16 protein-coding genes and 1 riboswitch are annotated in these 16,510 nt (G+C 72.9%); of the genes, 13 read left to right on the top strand and 3 right to left on the bottom strand.

What is annotated here, in order from left to right; genetic code table 11:
- Positions 1 to 2 precede the first annotated feature (2 nt).
- The 9 genes from fmt (at position 3) to ribH (ending at position 10,356) form a co-directional block, all read left to right on the top strand.
- Positions 3 to 929 (top strand): methionyl-tRNA formyltransferase, encoded by a 927-nt coding sequence (fmt, locus tag CLT71_RS09100; protein ID WP_101371280.1) that lies wholly within the window; start codon positions 3 to 5, stop codon positions 927 to 929.
- The gene (locus CLT71_RS09095; RefSeq protein ID WP_101366720.1) at positions 926 to 2,464 is read left to right on the top strand and encodes a transcription antitermination factor NusB; all 1,539 of its coding nucleotides are present in this window, start codon (positions 926 to 928) and stop codon (positions 2,462 to 2,464) included. The genes fmt and CLT71_RS09095 overlap by 4 nt, the downstream gene beginning before the upstream one ends.
- A 100-nt stretch (positions 2,465 to 2,564) precedes the next feature.
- Positions 2,565 to 4,685, top strand: a complete 2,121-nt coding sequence (locus CLT71_RS09090; protein WP_199187559.1) for a xanthine dehydrogenase family protein molybdopterin-binding subunit — start codon at positions 2,565 to 2,567, stop codon at positions 4,683 to 4,685.
- A 38-nt stretch (positions 4,686 to 4,723) separates the two neighbouring features.
- Positions 4,724 to 5,404, top strand: coding sequence for a ribulose-phosphate 3-epimerase (gene rpe / locus CLT71_RS09085; RefSeq protein WP_101366719.1), 681 nt, complete (start codon positions 4,724 to 4,726; stop codon positions 5,402 to 5,404).
- Positions 5,401 to 6,408, top strand: coding sequence for a response regulator (locus tag CLT71_RS09080; protein WP_101366718.1), 1,008 nt, complete (start codon positions 5,401 to 5,403; stop codon positions 6,406 to 6,408). The genes rpe and CLT71_RS09080 overlap by 4 nt, the downstream gene beginning before the upstream one ends.
- Positions 6,409 to 6,489: 81 nt before the next feature.
- Positions 6,490 to 6,662, top strand: a riboswitch (FMN riboswitch).
- A gap of 169 nt (positions 6,663 to 6,831) precedes the next feature.
- Positions 6,832 to 7,893, top strand: coding sequence for a bifunctional diaminohydroxyphosphoribosylaminopyrimidine deaminase/5-amino-6-(5-phosphoribosylamino)uracil reductase RibD (gene ribD, locus CLT71_RS09075; protein WP_101366717.1), 1,062 nt, complete (start codon positions 6,832 to 6,834; stop codon positions 7,891 to 7,893).
- A 2-nt stretch (positions 7,894 to 7,895) separates the two neighbouring features.
- Positions 7,896 to 8,606 carry a riboflavin synthase gene (locus tag CLT71_RS09070; protein WP_101366716.1) on the top strand — a complete coding sequence of 237 codons (711 nt, stop codon included), beginning with the start codon at positions 7,896 to 7,898 and terminating at the stop codon, positions 8,604 to 8,606.
- Complete coding sequence (locus CLT71_RS09065) at positions 8,603 to 9,874, top strand: bifunctional 3,4-dihydroxy-2-butanone-4-phosphate synthase/GTP cyclohydrolase II (protein ID WP_101366715.1); 1,272 nt, start codon at positions 8,603 to 8,605, stop codon at positions 9,872 to 9,874. The genes CLT71_RS09070 and CLT71_RS09065 overlap by 4 nt, the downstream gene beginning before the upstream one ends.
- Before the next feature lie 2 nt (positions 9,875 to 9,876).
- Entirely contained in the window at positions 9,877 to 10,356 is a 480-nt protein-coding gene (gene ribH, locus CLT71_RS09060; protein WP_101366714.1) for a 6,7-dimethyl-8-ribityllumazine synthase, read from the top strand.
- Between the two features lie 415 nt (positions 10,357 to 10,771).
- On the opposite strand, the gene CLT71_RS09055 is transcribed toward ribH, so the two are convergent.
- From CLT71_RS09055 to CLT71_RS09045, 3 genes are read right to left on the bottom strand one after another with little or no spacing between them, the layout of a single operon-like run.
- On the bottom strand, positions 10,772 to 11,530 hold the full coding sequence (locus tag CLT71_RS09055; protein WP_486483156.1) for an amino acid ABC transporter ATP-binding protein: 759 nt from the start codon (positions 11,528 to 11,530) through the stop codon (positions 10,772 to 10,774).
- Positions 11,527 to 12,366, bottom strand: a complete 840-nt coding sequence (locus CLT71_RS09050; RefSeq protein WP_101371277.1) for an amino acid ABC transporter permease — start codon at positions 12,364 to 12,366, stop codon at positions 11,527 to 11,529. The genes CLT71_RS09055 and CLT71_RS09050 overlap by 4 nt, the downstream gene beginning before the upstream one ends.
- 2 nt (positions 12,367 to 12,368) lie before the next feature.
- The gene (locus CLT71_RS09045) at positions 12,369 to 13,226 is read right to left on the bottom strand and encodes an ABC transporter substrate-binding protein (protein WP_101371276.1); all 858 of its coding nucleotides are present in this window, start codon (positions 13,224 to 13,226) and stop codon (positions 12,369 to 12,371) included.
- A gap of 187 nt (positions 13,227 to 13,413) precedes the next feature.
- Between CLT71_RS09045 and CLT71_RS09040 the strand changes: the two genes are divergently transcribed.
- The 4 genes from CLT71_RS09040 (at position 13,414) to hisG (ending at position 16,416) form a co-directional block, all read left to right on the top strand.
- Positions 13,414 to 13,935, top strand: a complete 522-nt coding sequence (locus CLT71_RS09040) for a SigE family RNA polymerase sigma factor (protein WP_101371275.1) — start codon at positions 13,414 to 13,416, stop codon at positions 13,933 to 13,935.
- Positions 13,932 to 15,077: a GerMN domain-containing protein gene (locus CLT71_RS09035; RefSeq protein WP_101366713.1), complete on the top strand. Its 1,146-nt coding sequence runs from the start codon at positions 13,932 to 13,934 to the stop codon at positions 15,075 to 15,077. The genes CLT71_RS09040 and CLT71_RS09035 overlap by 4 nt, the downstream gene beginning before the upstream one ends.
- A gap of 148 nt (positions 15,078 to 15,225) precedes the next feature.
- On the top strand, positions 15,226 to 15,489 hold the full coding sequence (locus CLT71_RS09030; protein ID WP_101366712.1) for a phosphoribosyl-ATP diphosphatase: 264 nt from the start codon (positions 15,226 to 15,228) through the stop codon (positions 15,487 to 15,489).
- A gap of 81 nt (positions 15,490 to 15,570) precedes the next feature.
- On the top strand, positions 15,571 to 16,416 hold the full coding sequence (gene hisG / locus CLT71_RS09025) for an ATP phosphoribosyltransferase (protein WP_101366711.1): 846 nt from the start codon (positions 15,571 to 15,573) through the stop codon (positions 16,414 to 16,416).
- Positions 16,417 to 16,510 lie beyond the last annotated feature (94 nt).

The raw sequence follows: 16,510 nt of genomic DNA, 5'->3' as shown, positions 1-16,510 counted from the left end.
CGGTGCGTCTGATCTTCGCCGGTACCCCGGCCGTCGCCCTGCCCAGCCTGGACGCCATCGCCGCCTCCGGGCACGAACTGCTGGCCGTGGTGACCCGCCCCGACGCCCCGGCGGGTCGGGGCAGGGGAGTGACCCGGTCACCCGTCGGCGCCTGGGCCGACGAGCGGGGCATCGAGGTGCTGACCCCGGCCCGGCCCCGGGAGCCGGAGTTCCTCGACCGGCTGCGTCAACTCGCCCCGGACTGCGTACCGGTGGTCGCCTACGGTGCGCTGGTGCCGCCGGAGGCGCTGGAGATCCCGGCGTACGGCTGGGTCAACCTGCACTTCTCGCTGCTGCCCGCCTGGCGCGGTGCCGCACCCGTGCAGCACGCGGTGCTGCACGGCGACCAGGTCACCGGCGCCAGCGTCTTCCAACTGGAGGCCGGGCTGGACACCGGGCCGGTCTTCGGCACCGTGACCGAGGAGGTCCGCCCCACCGACACCTCCGGCGACCTGCTGGAGCGGCTCGCGCACAGCGGCTCCGGGCTGCTGGTGCAGGTGCTCGACGCGATCGGCCAGGGCACCGCGCGGGCGGTGCCGCAACCCGCCGACGGTGTCTCGCTGGCGCCGAAGCTGACCGTCGCCGACGGTGAGGTCCGCTGGTCGGAGCCGTCCTTCGCGGTGGACCGGCGGATCCGGGCCGCCACCCCGGCACCGGGCGCCTGGACCCAGTTCCGGGGCGACCGGGTCAAGCTCGGCCCGGTGCGGCCGGTCGGCAACGCACCGGAACTCAAGCCCGGCGAGTTGCTTGTCGAGCGCGGCCGGGTGCTGGCCGGTACCGCCACCACTCCGGTGGAGTTGGGCGAGGTACGCGCGGCGGGCAAGCGCGCGATGCCGGCGCCGGACTGGGCCCGGGGCGTACGGGTCGCCGGTGGGGAGCACTTCGGGTGAGCGAACGTACCGGACAGGTCGGCGGTACCGCACGGGCCGGAGCCGACCGGGATCGCGACGACCGTACCCAGCGTGGCGCCGACCGGCGACGCGACGACCGGGGCGGCGACCGTGGCCGTCCGCGCGACGGTGCCGGCCGGCGGGACCGGGACGGGCGTCCGCCCCGGGCCGGACGGCCGGCGGTCGACCTGCCACGGCAGGCGGCGTACGAGGCGATCGAGGCGGTGCACCGGGACGACGCGTACGCGAACCTCGTGCTGCCGGGCATCCTGCGTGACCGGCGGTTGCACGGCCGGGACGCGGCCTTCGCCACCGAGCTGACCTACGGCACGCTGCGGGTCCGGGGCACCCTGGACGCGATCCTCACCGCCGCCGCCGGCCGGGACGTGGCGCGGATCGACCCGCAGCCCCGGGACGCGCTGCGGCTCGGCGCCTACCAGATCCTCTACACCCGGGTCCCGGCGCACGCCGCCGTCTCCTCCACGGTCGACCTGGTCCGTTCGCTCGCTCCGGGCGCGGGCGGCTTCGCCAACGCCGTGCTGCGGGAGGTCTCCGGCAAGGACCTCGACACCTGGCTGGCCGAGCTGGCCCCGCCGGCCGAGACCGACCCGATCGGGCACCTGGCGCTGCGCTACAGCCATCCGGAGTGGATCGTCCGGGCCTTCTCCGAGGCGCTCGGCGCAGACCTGGGGGAGACCACCCGGCTGCTGATCGAGGACAACCAGCCGCCGCCGGTGCACCTCTGCGTCCGCCCGGGCCGGGCGGACGCGGTCGAGGTCGCCGACGAGGTGGGGGGTGCGCCGGGCGCCTTCTCGCCGTACGCCGTCTACCTGGCCGGGGGTGCGCCGGGCGAGCTGGCGGCGGTCGCCGACGGCCGGGCGCACGTGCAGGACGAGGGCTCCCAACTGGTGGCCGCCGCGCTCACCGCCGCCGAGATCGACGGTACCGACGAACGCTGGCTCGACCTCTGTGCCGGTCCGGGCGGCAAGTCCGGGCTGCTCGGCGCGCTCGCCGCCCAGCGGGGTGCCGCGCTTACCGCGGTCGAGGTGGCCGAGCACCGGGCCCGGCTGGTCTCCCAGGCGGTACGCGGGCTGCCGGTGACTGTGCTGACCGCCGACGGGCGTACCGTCGGGCGCGACCCGGACCTGCCGGAGGACTCCTTCGACCGGGTACTCGTCGACGCGCCCTGCACCGGCCTCGGCTCGCTGCGGCGGCGTCCGGAGTCCCGCTGGCGCCGCCAGCCATCCGACCTGCCGGCGCTCACCCGGTTGCAGCGGGAGCTGCTCGGTGCCGCGCTCCGGGCGGTCCGGCCGGGCGGGGTGGTGGCGTACGTGACCTGCTCGCCGCACGTGGTGGAGACGCACGTCTCGGTCACCGAGGCGGCCCGGCGCTCCGGGGTGTCCGTCGACTTCGTCGACGCCCGCCCGCTGCTCCCGGCCGGGATGCCCGGTCTCGGCGACGGCCCGACGGTGCAGCTCTGGCCGCACCGGCACGGCACCGACGCCATGTTCCTGGCGGTCTTGCGCCGGGGCTGACCGGCACCGGTGCGGCGGTGCGCCCGACACCGGCCGGCGCCCGGCGGCGAGTTCCACCGAAGCGGGTGGGTGGGGACACTTCCGCACATACATTGCAGGTGTGGACGGGAAGACACCGCAGGTCCGGGCCATCGGCACTCCGCTGGACAGGTTCGACGGGCCGGCGAAGGTCACCGGAACCGCCCGGTACGCCTTCGAGCACCCCGTCGACCGGCCGGTCTCTCTCTTCCCGGTGCAGGCCACCGTGGCGGTGGGCCGGGTCGCCGCCGTGACGACCGAGCCGGCGCTTGCCGAGCCGGGCGTGCTGGCCGTGCTGACGCACGAGAACGCGACCCGGGTCGCCTCGTTCGACGATCCCGAGGTGACGATCCTGCAGACGCCCGAAGTGGCGTACCGGGGGCAGTTCGTCGCCGGGGTGGTGGCGGAGACCTCGGAGGCGGCTCGCCGGGCCGCCGGCCTGGTCCGGGTCGACTACCAGGCCGGCCCGCACGACGTGACGCTGCGGGGCGACCATCCCGACCGGTACGCCCCGGAGGTTATGAACGGCGGGTTCGCCACCGAAAGCGTGCTCGGTGACCCGGAGAAGGCGCTGGCCGAGGCGGCGGTACGCCTGGACGCCACCTACACCACCCCGTGGTACCAGCACGCCCAGTTGGAGCCGCACGCCACGATCGCGCACTGGGCCGACGACCGGCTCACCCTGCACGTCGGCAGCCAGGGCGTGCACGGGCTGCGCAGGTCGCTGGCGACGCTCTTCGGGCTCGACCCGGAGCGGATCCGGATCATCTCGCCACACGTCGGCGGCGCGTTCGGCGGCAAGCTGCACATCCATCCGGACGTCGTGCTCGCCGTACTGGCCGCGTTCGCCGTACCCGGTCGTCCGGTGCGGTTCGCGCTCACCCGGCAGCAGATGTTCTCCCAGGTCGGCTACCGCACCCCGTCGGTGCAGCGGATCCGGCTCGGCGCCGGCCCGGACGGCCGGCTGGTGGCGATCGGCCACGAGGTGGTGCAGCAGACCGCCCGGCACAAGGAGTTCGCCGAGCAGACCGCCACGCCGACCCGGGTGATGTACGCGGCGCCGCACCGGAGCACCACCCACCGGATGGTCCGGCTCGACGTGCCGGTACCGACGATCATGCGCGCCCCGGGCAAGGCCCCCGGGATGTACGCGCTGGAGTCGGCGATGGACGAGATGGCGATCGCCTGCGGGCAGGATCCGGTCGACTTCCGGATCGCCAACGAACCGCCGCGCGATCCCGAGCTGGACCGGCCGTTCTCCACCCGCAACCTGGTGGCCTGCCTGCGCGAGGGTGCCCGCCGGTTCGGCTGGGCCGGCCGGGACCCGACTCCCGGGGTCCGGCGGGCCGCCGGTGGCTGGCTGGTCGGCACCGGGGTGGCCTCCTCGATGTACCCGGTCTACCAACTGCCCGGCTCGTCGGCGACGATCCGGCGGGAGCCGGACGGCAGGTACCTCGTCTCGATCGGCGCCGCCGACCTCGGCACCGGCACCTGGACCTCGCTGAGCCAGATCGCCGCCGACGCGCTGGACGTACCGGTGGACCGGGTCGAGCTGCGCATCGGCGACACGGACCTGCCGCCGGCGATGGCGGCCGGCGGCTCGTCCGGGATGACCTCGTGGGGCAGCACGGTGGTCGAGGCCGCCCGCCGGCTCCGGGCCCGGCTGGCCGAGCACCCCGACACGCCGGCCGAGGGCATCGAGGCCAGCGCCGACATGCCGGCGAATCCGGACCGGGAGCGTTTCTCGATGTACGCCTTCGGCGCCCAGTTCGTCGAGGCCCGGGTGCACGAGGCGACCGGCGAGGTACGGGTGCCCCGGATGCTCGGCGTCTTCGCCGCCGGCCGGATCATCAACCCGAAGACGGCCCGTTCCCAACTGCTCGGCGGGATGACGATGGGCCTGTCGATGGCCCTGCACGAGCAGTGTGTGGTCGATCCCCGCTTCGGTCACGTGGTCAACCACGACCTCGCCGAGTACCACATCGCGACGAACGCCGACGTCGGCTGCGTGGAGGTGCACACGCTCGTCGAGGAGGACCCGTACGTCAACCCGATGGGCTCGAAGGGGATCGGTGAGCTGGGCATCGTCGGTACCGCCGCGGCGATCGCGAACGCCGTGCAGCACGCCACCGGGGTACGCGTGCGCGATCTGCCGATCACACCGGACCGGTTCTTCTCGGGTGCCGCCGCGACCAGAGGGTGACGGGACGCCGGGGTGACCGGCATTCGTACACTGGCGCGGTGACCGTACCAGCGCCGATCGTCGCGCCCAGCATCCTCGCCGCAGACTTCGCCCGGCTCGCCGACGAGGTGCAGGCGGTGGAGTCCACGGCGGACTGGCTGCACGTCGATGTGATGGACAACCACTTCGTGCCGAACCTGACCATCGGGCTGCCGGTGGTGCAGAGCCTGCTGGCCGTGACCGCGCTGCCGTTCGACGTACACCTGATGATCGACGATCCGCGGCGCTGGGCGCCCAGCTACGCCGACGCCGGTGCCTACAACGTGACGTTCCACGCCGAGGCCTGTGACAACCCGGTCTCGCTGGCCAAGGACCTCCGCTCGGCGGGGGCGAAGGCCGGGCTGGCGATCGACCGGGACACTCCGATCGAGCCGTACCTTGACCTGCTGCCCAGCTTCGATACATTGCTGATCATGACTATCAAGGCGGGCTTCGGGGGGCAGCGGTTCATCCCCGAACTGCTCGACAAGGTCCGGACCGCCCGCCGGCACGCCGACGCCGGCCACCTCGAACTGCGGATCGAGGTCGACGGAGGCATCGCGGCCGACACCATCGAGCAGGCGGCGGCGGCCGGCGCGGACGCCTTCGTCGCCGGCACCGCCGTCTACGGCGCGGCCGACCCGGCCGCGGCGGTCACCCAGCTACGGCGGCTCGCCGAGCGCGCCGTCGCCGCGTCGTGACCGTCGACGGGGTCGCCGAGGAGCGGCCCGACCTGATCCTGGTGGTCGACGACGACGAGGACATCGTCCGGTTCGTCTCGTTCAACCTCAAGCTGCACGGTTTCGACGTGGTGCAGGCCCGGGACGGTCAGGAGGCGCTCGACGTGATCGAGCGGCGCCGGCCCGACCTGGCCGTGGTCGACCTGCGGATGCCCCGGATCGACGGGCTGGAGCTGACCCGGCGGCTGCGGGCCAACCCGATGACCTCGGCGCTGCCGGTGATCATGCTCACCGCCAAGGGCCTGACCGTGGACAAGGTGCACGGGCTCACCGCCGGTGCCGACGACTATCTGGTCAAGCCCTTCGACACCGCCGAACTCATCGCCCGGATCAGTTCCACGCTGCGCCGAAACAAGGAGTTCCGCGAGGTCTCCCCGCTGACCGGGCTGCCCGGCAACACCCGGGTCCGCCGGGAGATCGGCGACCGGGTACGCAGCGGCGTCGACTACGCGGTCGGCTACGTCGACATCGACCGGTTCAAGAGCGTCAACGACCGGTACGGCTTCGTCCGCGGCGACGAGTTCATCAGCGCGCTGGCCCGCAGCCTGCACCGGGCGGTGGTCTCGGTCGGGCTGCCGCCGGCCTTCCTCGGGCACATCGGCGGCGACGACTTCGTGATCGTCTGCGCCCCCGAGCAGGTCCGGCCGCTCACCGAACGGGCCGTGATCGACTTCGAGAAGACCGCCGACGAGCTCTACGACCCGCAGGACGCCAAGCGCGGTTACGTCGAGTTGAAGGACCGGCGCGGCAACATCCAGCGGGCCCACCTGGTCACCCTCTCCATCGGGGTGTCGCTGTCGGTGCCGGAGCGCCGGTTCACCGACCCGCTCGAGGTGATCGCCGCCGCCTCCGAGATGAAGACGGTGGCCAAGAGCCAGCCCGGCTCGTACGTGGCGATGGACCGGCGGCGTACCCCGGGGACACCCGCGGCCGAGGCGGGCGAGCGGCGCCGCGGAGCCAAGTGACGGCTGTCACGTTGTTGTGAGGTGGGTCGCCTCACTGGCCCGAGTGCCCCGGTTCCGTGCAACACTCGATCCGTACCCACCACGCGCTGGCGGGACTCGGTGTAATTCCGAACCGGCGGTGATCCGGGCGTAAGCCCGGTAAGCCCGCGACCCGGTCGGCTTCGGCCGCCCGGTGGACCTGGTGAGAACCCAGGGCCGACGGTTGGGGGCGGGCAGTTTCCGCGCCCAGACAGTCCGGATGGGAGACAGCGCGCGGGACGGATGGGTCCATTGGCCGGCGCCTGCGCGCCGACCCGTGGTCCCCCGGGGTCGGCGCCTGCCGTCGTCCCCCTGCTCCGCCGCCGCACGCCCGGCCACCTGTGCCGGAGCCCCTCCCGCCGCCCGCCCGCGCGCTACGACGACGGGCGAGGAAGAGGGAACGGCATGGGGGGCGTCTCCGCCGACGAGGCGATGCGCCGGGCGATCGCGCTGGCGGCCCGCGGCCTTGGCACGACGAGTCCCAATCCCCTGGTCGGCTGCGTGCTGCTCGATCCGAGTGGCGAGATCGTCGGCGAGGGCTTCCACGCGTACGCCGGTGGGCCGCACGCCGAGATCGTCGCGCTGGCCCAGGCCGGCGAGCGGGCCCGGGGCGGTACCGCCGTGGTGACCCTGGAACCCTGCGACCACATCGGGCGTACCGGGCCGTGCAGCGGGGCGCTGATCTCCGCCGGGGTCCGCCGGGTGGTGATCGGCGTCCCCGACCCGAACCCGATCGCCACGGGCGGGATCGAACGGCTGCGGGCGGCCGGGGTCGAGGTCGAGGTCGGGGTACGCGCCGCCGAGGCGGAGGCCGGCAACCTGGCCTGGCTGACCGCGGTACGCCGGAGGAGGCCGTACCTGATCTGGAAGTACGCGGCGACCCTGGACGGCCGGATCGCGGCGGCGGACGGCACCAGTATGTGGATCACCTCCGAGGCGGCCCGGATCGACGTGCACGCGCTGCGCGGCACCGTCGACGCGGTGATCGCCGGGGTCGGCACCGTGCTCGCCGACGACCCGAGACTGACCGCCCGGAACCTGCGCGACGGCACCCTGGCGATCCGGCAGCCGCTGCGGGTGGTGGTGGACAGCGCGGGGCGTACCCCGCTCGACGCCCGGGTCCGGGACGGCGCCGCACCCACCTGGGTGGCGACCGCGAAGGAACTCGGCACCGGCCCGGACGGCCGCGTCGACCTGGCCCGGCTGCTCGCCGAGCTCTACCGGCGTGGGGTCCGGGCGGCGCTGCTGGAGGGCGGCCCGACCCTGGCCGGCGCGTTCCTCGCCGCCGGCCTGGTCGACAAGGTGGTCGGCTACCTGGCACCGAAGCTGCTCGGCGCCGGCCCGGCCGCGCTCGGCGACGCGGGCGCGCGTTCCATCTCCGAGGTCATCGACCTGGAGTTCACCGATGTGACCCCGGTAGGCCCCGATCTGCGGGTCACCGCGTTTCCCCGGAAGACGGAGGGCTGACGATGTTCACCGGCATCGTGGAAGAGTTGGGCGAACTGGTCCGGCGGGACGACACCGGCGGTGACTCGGCGCTGGTCGCGATCCGCGGCCCGGTGGTCACCTCGGACGCCCGGCACGGCGACTCGATCTCCGTCAACGGGGTCTGTCTGACCGTGGTGACCATCGACGGCGACACGTTCACCGCCGACGTGATGGGCGAGACGTTCCGGCGTACCGCGCTGGGGGCGCTGCGCCCGGGTGACCCGGTGAACCTGGAGCGGGCCGCCACCCTCGGCAGCCGGCTCGGCGGGCATCTGGTGCAGGGGCACGTCGACGGGGTCGCCGAGATCGTCGGGCGGGAGCCGGCCGAGCAGTGGGAGACGGTCACCTTCAGCCTCCCCGCCGACCTCGCCCGGTACGTCGTGGAGAAGGGCTCGATCACCGTCGACGGTGTCTCACTCACCGTCGCCGCGCTGACCCCGCAGACGTTCTCGGTCGGGCTGATCCCGACCACGCTGGCCACCACCACGCTGGGCCGCAAGGGTGTCGGTGAGCCGGTCAACCTCGAGGTTGACGTCCTCGCCAAGTACGTCGAACGACTGCTGACGACCGGCGGGCGACTGCCGGTGGACGGACTGGAGGCTGTGGAAGTGAGCGAGTCTAGCGAGCGAATCAGTCAGTTCAGTGCTGATGTGCCTCATGGCGGCACGGAGCGAAGCGGAGTGCCGGCATGAGCACCGATTTCGGCACCATCGAGGCGGCGCTGGCCGAGATCGCGGCCGGCCGGCCGGTCGTCGTGGTCGACGACGAGGACCGGGAGAACGAGGGCGATCTGATCTTCGCCGCCGACCGGGCCACCCCGGAACTGGTCGCGTTCATGGTCCGCTACACCTCCGGCTACATCTGCGCGCCGCTGACCGAGGAGGACTGCGACCGCCTCGAACTGCCGCCGATGTACCACACCAACCAGGACAAGCGGGGTACGGCGTACACGGTGACCGTCGACGCGCGGGAGGGGGTCAGCACCGGTATCTCCGCCGCCGACCGGGCACACACGATCAGGCTGCTCGCCGACCCGTCGACCGACGCCACCGACCTGAGCCGGCCGGGGCACGTGGTGCCGCTGCGGGCCAAGGTCGGCGGCGTACTGCGTCGTCCCGGGCACACCGAGGCGGCAGTCGACCTGGCCCGGCTCGCCGGGCTCCGTCCCGCCGGGGTGCTCTGCGAGCTGGTCAACGACGACGGCACCATGATGCGCCTGCCCGACCTGGAGAAGTTCGCCGCCGAGCACGGCATCACGCTGATCACCATCGCCGACCTGATCGCCTACCGGCGGCGTACCGAGACCGACGTCGAGCAGGTCGTCGAGACCCGACTGCCGCTGCCGTACGGGCCGTTCCGGGCGGTCGGTTACCGGGCCCGGCAGGACGGTGCCGAGCACATCGCGCTGGTCTACGGCGATATCGGCGACGGCCAGGACGTGCTGGTACGCGTGCACTCGGAGTGCCTGACCGGGGACGTCTTCGGCTCGCTGCGTTGCGACTGCGGCCCGCAGCTGCACGCCGCACTGGGCCGGGTCGCGGCCGAGGGGCGGGGCGTGGTGCTCTACATGCGCGGGCACGAGGGGCGCGGGATCGGGCTGCTGCACAAGCTCCAGGCGTACCAGTTGCAGGACCTCGGCCGGGACACCGTCGACGCCAACCTGGACCTCGGCCTGCCCGCCGACGCCCGGGATTACGGCACCGGCGCGCAGATCCTCTATGACCTCGGGGTCCGCTCGATGCGGCTGCTGACGAACAACCCGGCGAAGCGGGCCGGGCTGGAGGGGTACGGGCTGACCGTGGTGGGCCGGGAGGCGATGCCGGTCCGGGCCACCCCGGAGAACGTCCGTTACCTGCGGACCAAGCGGGACCGGATGGGGCACCTGCTGGACGGGTTGGAGTCTCCGGCCGACGCCGGGAAACTGACGGGACTCGCGGAGATGACGGAAAGGTTGGCGTGACGATGGCGGGGTTCGGAGAGCCGGGACTGTCGACGGTGGAGGCGTCCGGGCTGACCGTGGGGGTGGTGGCCGCGCGCTGGCACGGTGAACTCACCGACCACATGGTCGACCGGGCGGTGACCGCGGCGAAGGCGTGCGGTGTCGACGACGTGATCGTGGTCCGGGTGGCCGGGTCGGTGGAGCTGCCGGTGGTGGCCCAGGCGCTGGCCCGGCGGTGCGACGCCGTGGTCGCCCTCGGCGTGGTGATCAGGGGCGCCACCGCCCACTTCGACTACGTCTGCCAGTCGGTGACCGAAGGGCTGACCCGGGTCGCGCTGGACAGCGGGAAGCCGGTCGCGCACGGGGTGCTGACGGTGAACAACCTGGAGCAGGCCCGGGACCGGGCCGGGCTGCCGGACTCGGTCGAGGACAAGGGCTGGGCGGCCACCACGGCGGCCCTGGAGGCCGCCGTCGCGATCCGGGACATCGCCGCCCGCCCGTAGCCCGTAGCCCGCCGCCCGCCCGTAGCCCGTAGCCGCCCGCCCGTCCGTGGCCTGCCGTCCAGCCGCCGGCCGGGATGGTGGGCGCGGCCCGTCTCGCGCGCGGACGGCTGCGTATCCGCCAGGAGACGGTACCTGCTCGCGACACTGTCGAGCTGGGTGCATGGACGGGGCACTGCCTTCGGCCGTGCTTCCGGCCTGTGGGTGTGGTGGCGGCCCGCCGTATCGGCAGCGAGCCTGACCCTGATGGCGAAGTCTCCGCGCAACGGCGCCGGCTCGGCCTCGTGCCGTGGCCGCAGGGCGTCGACGGCGATCCGTTGCGGCGGCCTGCCATCCGGGTGCGCAGGCGGGGCAGCTCGACAGCCTCCCGGACGGAGGGACGCCAGGCGCGGCCTCGGCCGCCGGCCGCGACCCGTGCTCAGCCGACCTGGAGCCGGCCCGCCTCGATGATCCGGCGGAGGAACTGCCGGGTACGCGGCTGGGTCGGCTCGCCGAGCACCTGCTCCGGCGGCCCCTGCTCGATCACCCGCCCGCCGTCGAGGAAGCAGACCCGGTCGGCGACCTCGCGGGCGAAGCTCATCTCGTGGGTGGCCAGCACCATCGTCATGCCCTCGGCCTTCAGGTCCCGGATCATCGTCAGCACCTCGCCGACGAGTTCCGGGTCCAGCGCCGAGGTCACCTCGTCGAGCAGCAGGAGGCGGGGCGAGTTGACAAGCGCCCGGACGATCGCCACCCGCTGCTGCTGGCCGCCGGAGAGCCGGTCGGGATAGTCGGCCGCCTTCCCGGCCAGCCCGACCCGGCCGAGCAGCTCCCGGGCCTGCGCCTCGGCCTCGGCACGGTCCCGCCGGTGCACCCGGACCGGCGCCAGCGTGATGTTGTCCAGCACCCGCAGGTGCGGGAAGAGGTTGTACGCCTGGAAGACGATGCCGATCCGCCGGCGTACCCGGTCGGGGTCGACGCGCGGGTCGGTGATGTGTTCGCCGTCCAGTGCGATGGTGCCGTCGTCGATCTCGTCCAGCAGGTTCACGCAGCGCAGCAGGGTGGACTTGCCGGAGCCGGAGGCACCGATCAGTGCCACCACCTCGTGCTCGGCGACGTCCAGGTCGAGATCGTCGAGCACCACCTGCCCGCCGAAGACCTTGCGCAGCCCCCGGCAGCTCAGCACCTGTGTGTTCACCGCGCGGCCTGCCGGCGGGCGGCGCGCAGGGTCACCCAGTCGGTGACCGCGATCAGTGGTACGGCGAGCAGCACGAAAAGCACCCCCGCGACAATGTACGGCGTGAAGTTGAACGTCTCGGCGGTGGCGATCTGGGCGGCCCGTACCGCGTCGATCGGCCCGGCCAGCGAGACCAGCCCGACGTCCTTCTGGAGCGCGACCACGTCGTTGAGCAGTGGCGGGGCGACCCGGCGGACCGCCTGCGGCAGCACCACGTGCCGCATCGTCTGCCGGTAGGTGAGCCCGAGCGACCGGGCGGCGGCGAGCTGGCTCGGATGGATCGACTCGATCCCGGCCCGGAACACCTCGGCAAGATAGCCACCGTAGGTGAGCACCAGGGCGATCCCGCCGAGCACCAGCACCGGCGGCATCCCCTGCAACCGCAGTCCCGGAACGCCGAGGGTGAGCACGTAGATCACGATGATCAGGGGCAGCCCGCGGAACGTGTAGGTGTAGCCGGCGGCCAGTGCCCGTACCGGGAAGAAGACCGGCCCGCGCAGGGTACGCAGCACCGCCACCAGCAGGCCGAGGGCGAGCGCGCCGAGTGCGCAGCAGACGAGCAGCCGGACGTTGAGCCAGAGTCCGGTGAGGACCTCCGGCAGGGCGTCCCGGCCGATGCGCGGGTCGAGGAAGGACTCGCGTACCCGCTTCCAGCCGGGTGAACCGGTCACCGCGACCACCAGCAGGGTGCCGAGTACCCCGGTGGAGGCGGCGGCGACCAGCACCGAGCGGACCGTCTGCCGTTTCCGGTAGGCGGTCCGCTCGCGGGCGATCGGTGACGGGTGGTGGTCGGTCAGGGTCACGTGATGTCGGCTACGCCGGCCACTTCGGAGAGCCAGGTCCGCTCCAGGTTGCCGAGCGTGCCGTTGGCGCGCAGCGCGTCGACCGCCCCGCTCACGCAGCCGGTAAGCGGCGAGTCCTTGTCGAGCAGCAGGCCGAACGCCTCCGGCAGCCCGACCTGTGGCAACTGCCCGACGATTGTGGCGTCCTTGACCTCGGCCGAGGTGATGTAGAAGGCGGTGGGCAGGTCCACCACGACGCCGTCGAGCTGGCCGTTCTGCAGCGCCTTCTTCGCGTCGTCGTTGGTGTTGTAGACCTGCGGCTTGACCGTCGGCTTGATCACGTCGGTGATCGCCTGGTAGCTGGTGGTGCCCACCTGCGCGCCGAGCTTGGCGTCACGCAGGTCGGCCAGCCCGGTCTTCCCGGTGATCTTCGAGCCCTTCCCGGCGACCACCGCCTGCCGGACGAGGTAGTACGGCGAGGTGAAGTCGACCGCCTGTTTGCGCTCGTCGGTGATCGAGAACTGGTTGATGTCGAAGTCGAACTCCTTCGGCCCCGGCGCGATGGCGGTGTCGAACTTGACCCGTACCCACTGCACGTCGATCCGGGCGAAGCCGAGATGCTTGGCGACCTCGTACGCGACCGCGGACTCGAAGCCCTTGCCGTTGCCGGGCAGGTTGTCGGCGAACCAGGGCGCGTACGCCGGGTCGTCGGTGGCGACTGTCAACTTGCCCGGCGTACGCGTCTTCAGCTCGGCCTTGGTGCAGGAGGCCTGCGCCGGATTCGGTACGGGTTGGTTCTGGGGCGCGCAGCCGACGAGGGCCGCGAGAACAAGCGTGGCGGTCGTGAGCGCGACCGGCAGGGATCGGCGAGCCATGGCCGACAGCATAGGCACACGTTGACGAAGATCCATAGACATTCTCATCGATCACGTGGGCATCTCGGCCCGTCACCGGCCTGTCGAGTGGTGCCGGTCGGCCGCGCCCGGTAAACCGGAACAGGGGGTCGCGCGTCATGCAACCGTGACGACCCAACTGGTCTCCGACCCGCCCGGCGGGAGGACCATGAAACGAGCGGGACCACCACAGTGGTCGGCGGACGAGGCGGTCAGCAGCCTCTTCGCCGCCCACTACCGGCCGCTGGTACGACTCGCCACGCTGCTCCTGCACGACCAGGGTGCGGCGGAGGAGATCGTCCAGGACGGCTACGTCGCGTTGCACGGGCACTGGTCCCGGCTGCGTGACGCCGACCGCGCCCTCGGCTACCTGCGGACCAGCGTGCTGAACCGGTGCCGGTCGGCGCTGCGGCACCGACGGGTGGTGACCGCCTACCTGGCCGGCGCCGCGCCGGTGGCGGACGCGCCGAGCGCGGAGAGCGGCGCGCTCGACCTGCTCCAGCACGACGCGGTGATGGCGGCGCTGCGTACCCTGCCGACCCGGCAGCGGGAGGCGCTGGTGCTGCGCTACTACCTCGACCTCTCCGAGGCCGAGACCGCCGACCTGATGGGGGTCAGCCGGGGTGCGGTGAAGAGCCACACCTCCCGGGGACTGGCCGCGTTGAAGCAGAGCCTGGGGGCGGACCGATGAACGAGGAGATGCTGCGCCGGGTACTCGCGGACGAGGCCGACCGGATCGAGCCGGGACCGGGCGCGCTGCCCGAGATCCAGCGGCGGATCGGGGCCGGCGACCGGGGCGGCGCGTGGCGCCGCTGGCGCCGGCCGGCGTGGTCACCACCCCGGTTCGCCCGTGCCCGGTGGGGCGGCTGGTCGCCGCTGGCGGCCGGTGCGGTGACGGTCGCCACGCTGAGCGTGGCGGCGGTGGTGGTCGGGCTGGCCAGCACGGTCGTGCCGACACCGTCCGACCGGGTCGAACCACCGCCCGGAGCGGTCGGCACGCAGCGTTCGGCGGACCCGACCCCGGACGAGGTGCGGCCCGGGCCGACCCCGTCGGACGGCGCGGTCGCCCCGTCGGCCGGCACCGGTTCGGGTACGCCGACAGCCGGCCCCGGTACGAGCACCGCCGCCCTGCCGGTCTACTACCTCGGTGGCGATCCGGGCCGACCCCGGCTCTACCGGGAGTTCCACCGGCTGTGGCTGCACGACGGCTCGGCCCGGGACCGGGTCACCGTCGCGCTGCGGAACCTGCTGGACGGGCCGGTCGGGATGGATCCGGACTACCGCAACCCATGGCCGGTCGGAACCGACCTGCGGGACGTGACGGTCCGCGACGGCGTCGCCACTGTCGATCTCGCCGGGGCGGCCCGCAACGATGTCGACGAGATCACGGCGCGGCTGGCCGTGCAGCAACTGGTCTGGACCGTCACCGCCGTACCCGGGGTCTCCGGGCTGCGGCTGCGGCTCGACGGGGCACCGGTCGACCGGCTCTGGGGTCGGGTCGACACCTCCGGGGTGCTGCGCCGGGCGCCGGCGGCGGATGTGCTCGCCCCGGTCTGGTTGATCTCGCCACAGCACGCCGACACGGTGCGCCGGAGCTTCCAGGTGCACGTCGCCGGGATCCTGCCCGAGGCGACCGCCCAGCTCCGGATCCAGCGGGGCTCCCGTACGATACGTGATCAATTCGTCACGCTCTCCATTGCCGGGCCGGCCCAGGGGGAGGCGAAGATCGACATCACCCTGCCGCCGGGCCGCTACACGCTTACCGCGTACGCCATCTCGCTGGCCGACGGGACCGAACAGTTCCTCGACAACCACACCATCACCGTGCGCTAACCCCCCGCCTGAGGTGTAAGGAGGGGGCCCTTCTACAACAGAAAACGATAAGAAGGGGCCCTTCCTTTCCGGCCGGCGGTCCACCTGGTGGGCCGGCGGCCGACCCGGCGACCGGGTGGGTGCCGGTCGGCTGCGAGAATCGGATTCCGTGAAGACGTTCGAGGAGCTGTTCGCCGAGCTGCAGGCCAAGGCCGCGGCCGGCACTCCCGGCTCGGCGACGGTGGCCGCGCTGGAGCGCGGCGTGCACGCGATCGGCAAGAAGGTCGTCGAGGAGGCGGCCGAGGCGTGGATGGCCGCCGAGCACGAGGGTCCGGAACGGGCCGCCGAGGAGATCTCCCAGTTGCTCTACCAGGCGCAGGTGCTGATGCTCGCCACCGGTCTGGAACTCAAGGACGTCTACCGACATCTGTAGTGCCCCTGCCGCGTCCCGCCGACCACGCCGAGACGCGTCCGTCAGCCCGATTCCGATCCCTGACCGCGAGGAGCACTTCCGATGCTGCGCATCGCCATTCCCAACAAGGGCACCCTCTCCGGGCCGGCCTCCCAGATGCTGCGCGAGGCGGGCTACCGCCAGCGCGGCGACGACCGCGACCTGATCTGCCGGGACGAGGCCAACGACGTCGAGTTCTTCTACCTGCGCCCCAAGGACATCGCCACCTACGTCGGCTCCGGTGACCTCGACCTCGGCATCACCGGCCGGGACCTGCTCGTCGACTCGGCCAGCCCGGCCGAGGAGATCCTCGACCTGGACTTCGGCGGCTCGATCTTCCGGTTCGCCGCCCGGCCGGAAACCGTCTCGACGGTCGAGGAGATCGCCGGCCGGCGCATCGCCACCGCCTATCCCGGGGTGGTCGAGGGCTACCTGGCCGACAACGGGATCACCGCCACGGTGATCCGGCTCGACGGCGCGGTCGAGAACGCCGTACGCCTCGGCGTGGCCGACGTGGTGGCGGACGTCGTCTCCACCGGCGCGACACTCCGTCAGGCCGGACTGGTGATCATCGGTGAGCCGATCCTGCGCTCGTCGGCGGTGCTCGTGCGGCGTACCGGTGCACCGGCGAACGGGCAGGTGGACCAGCTCGTACGGCGCATGCAGGGGGTACTGGTCGCCCGCCGGTACGTGATGCTCGCCTACGACGTCCGGGCCGACCTGCTGGAGAAGGCCAGCGCGCTCACCCCGGGGATCGAGTCCCCGACCATCTCCCCGTTGCACCGGGAGGGCTGGGTGGCGGTGCAGGCGATGGTGCTGCGCCGGGACGTACACCGGATCATGGACGAGCTGTACGACGTCGGCGCCCGGGCGATCCTGGTCACCGACATCCACGCCTGCCGGCTGTAGCCCGCTCGGGCGTACCGAAGCCCGCTCGCATGACCGGCCCGCTCGGGCGGACCGAGTCGCTCGCGCGACCGTCGGTGTCGGGCCAAGGCCACCG

It is taken from the genome of Plantactinospora sp. CNZ320 (assembly GCF_002846275.1).
This window is presented reverse-complemented; position numbering and strand designations above follow the sequence as displayed.